This is a genomic window from Streptomyces sp. RP5T, from assembly GCF_003933965.1.
Classification (GTDB): domain Bacteria; phylum Actinomycetota; class Actinomycetes; order Streptomycetales; family Streptomycetaceae; genus Streptomyces.
The window spans coordinates 1-2,750 of sequence record NZ_RSAJ01000846.1 but is presented as its reverse complement, the minus strand read 5'-3'; the positions used below and the strand labels follow the sequence as shown (position 1 = coordinate 2,750).

General features: G+C 70.2%; 2 protein-coding genes. One reads left to right on the top strand and one right to left on the bottom strand.

Annotated features, from left to right (window positions below; translation table 11 throughout):
* On the bottom strand, positions 1-665 hold a 665-nt coding region (locus EHS43_RS41915; RefSeq protein WP_125195723.1), incomplete at its 3' end, for a hypothetical protein.
* A 183-nt stretch (positions 666-848) separates the two neighbouring features.
* On the opposite strand from EHS43_RS41915, the gene gcl reads away from it, so the two are divergent.
* The gene (gcl, locus tag EHS43_RS41910) at positions 849-2,633 is read left to right on the top strand and encodes a glyoxylate carboligase (RefSeq protein WP_125195722.1); all 1,785 of its coding nucleotides are present in this window, start codon (positions 849-851) and stop codon (positions 2,631-2,633) included.
* Positions 2,634-2,750 lie beyond the last annotated feature (117 nt).

Below are 2,750 nucleotides of genomic sequence, written 5' to 3'. Positions count from 1 at the left end.
CTGTTCACCGGCTGTGGTGTGCCCGTCAGGTCCAGGACGAACAAGGGGATGCCCAGGGTGTCCGCGCGGGCGCGGGCCTCGGTGCTGTAGCCGGCCAGCGAGAAGTAGACGCAGTGCGCGGACTCCGTCATGGCCGTCAGCCACAGGCACTCCACGTCCCGCGCCGAGGCGGGCCGTACGGTCGGGTCCACGTGGGCCAGCACCCCGCGGGCCGCGAGGCCGATGCCGGACGGTGGCCGCTGGTCCGCGCGCCGGATGTCCTCGTAGCCGAGCCAGCGCAGATACAGCGCGGCGACGGTGACCGCGTCACGCGCCGTGCGGATCGTGATCGGCTGGAAGGCGGGGCGCGGGGGAGCGGGGGCGGCCACGTCCGGCTCCGCGCCCGGCTCGGCATCCGGGCGGGCGTCCCCGGCCACCGGGATCCGCAGGACCGTACCGCAGGTGCAGCCCAGTTCCGGCTGCGGCCACTCCGCCTTGCGGCCGCAGACCGCGCACTCCACCGCGACCCACGCCTCCTCCCAGACCTGGTGGGTGACGGCCGTGGGCGTCCCGTACCGGTCCAGCGGCGGGCAGACGGGGGCGCCGCACTCGCACGGGTACGACGGCGCCGCGTAGAGGTGCTCGCGCCGGCAGACCGGACAGCGCACCGACACGCTCTCGGACATGGCCACATCGTCCTCCTGTGCCCGCCCCGTTGTCCGCCTCTTGACGGTCTTCACCCGCCCACCTACATTGCTTCCAGATAGTAGAAAATAAATTCCGTATTGCGGAAGCACTCACCGCGGGGCGCGACGGGAGTACGCATCCGACAGCCGAAGCAGTAGAAGCAGTCGAAGCAGGAGTACTCGATGGCTCGAATGACCGCTGCCCGCGCGGCAGTTGAGATCCTCAAGCGCGAAGGTGTCACGGACGCGTTCGGTGTCCCCGGCGCGGCGATCAACCCCTTCTATGCCGCGCTCAAGGCCTCCGGCGGCATCCACCACACCCTCGCCCGCCATGTGGAGGGCGCCTCGCACATGGCCGAGGGGTACACGAGGACCCACCCGGGCAACATCGGTGTCTGCATCGGCACCTCCGGTCCCGCCGGCACCGACATGATCACCGGGCTGTACTCCGCCACCGGGGACTCCGTCCCGATCCTGTGCATCACCGGCCAGGCCCCGACCGCGGTGATCCACAAGGAGGACTTCCAGGCCGTCGACATCGCCTCCATCGCGGGGCCGGTGACGAAGATGGCGGTCACCGTCCTGGAGGCGGCCCAGGTCCCCGGCGTCTTCCAGCAGGCCTTCCACCTCATGCGCTCCGGCCGACCCGGCCCGGTCCTGATCGACCTGCCGATCGACGTCCAGCTCACCGAGATCGAGTTCGACCCGGACACGTACCAGCCGCTCCCGGTCTACAAGCCGGTCGCGAGCCGCGCGCAGATCGAGAAGGCGCTCGCGCTCCTCGGCGAGTCCGAGCGCCCGCTGATCGTCGCGGGCGGCGGTGTCATCAACGCCGATGCCGCCGAACTCCTCGTCGAGTTCGCCGAGTTGACCGGCATCCCGGTGGTCCCGACCCTCATGGGCTGGGGCGTCCTGCCCGACGACCACGAGCTGCACGCCGGCATGGTGGGCCTGCAGACCTCGCACCGCTACGGCAACGCCACCTTCCTGGAGTCCGACTTCGTCCTCGGCATCGGCAACCGCTGGGCCAACCGTCACACCGGCAAGCTGGACGTCTACACCGCGGGCCGCACGTTCGTGCACGTCGACGTCGAGCCCACCCAGATCGGCAGGATCTTCGCCCCGGACTACGGCATCGCCTCCGACGCCCGGGCCGCCCTGGAGCTCTTCGTCGAGGTGGCAGGGGAGTTGAAGGCGGCGGGCCGGCTCCCCGACCGCTCGGCGTGGGCGGCCGCCGCGCAGGAGAAGAAGGCGACCCTCCAGCGCCGTACGCACTTCGACGACATCCCCATCAAGCCGCAGCGCGTCTACGAGGAGATGAACAGGGCCTTCGGCCCGGAGACCCGGTACGTCTCCACGATCGGCCTCTCCCAGATCGCCGGCGCTCAGATGCTGCACGTCTTCAGGCCCCGGCACTGGATCAACTGCGGCCAGGCCGGCCCCCTCGGCTGGACGATCCCGGCCGCGCTGGGCGTCGCCAAGGCCGACCCGGAGGCACAGGTCGTGGCCCTGTCCGGCGACTACGACTTCCAGTTCATGATCGAGGAGCTGGCCGTCGGGGCCCAGCACCGGATCCCGTACATCCACGTCCTCGTGAACAACTCCTACCTGGGCCTGATCCGCCAGGCCCAGCGCGCCTTCGACATCGACTTCCAGGTCAACCTGGAGTTCGAGAACATCAACTCCCCGGAGCTGGGCGTCTACGGCGTCGACCACGTCAAGGTCGCCGAGGGGCTCGGCTGCAAGGCGATCAGGGTGACCGATCCGGCGGAACTGGGCGAGGCCCTGGAGCAGGCGAAGAAGCTCGCCGCCGAGTTCCGGGTCCCGGTCGTCGTCGAGGCGATCCTGGAGCGGGTCACCAACATCTCGATGTCGACGACGAACGACATAGGCAACGTGGTCGAGTTCGAGGAGATCGCCACGGAGCCGGCCCACGCGCCGACGTCGATCAGGCCGTTGAAGGTCTGACACCCGGTACTCCGGCACCCGGCACTCCGGCACCCGGCACGACGAAGGGCGGTCCCCCGTGAAGGCGGGACCGCCCTTTCCCGTGCCCGGCTCCCCCGAAGCCGTCCCCCGTCGTGC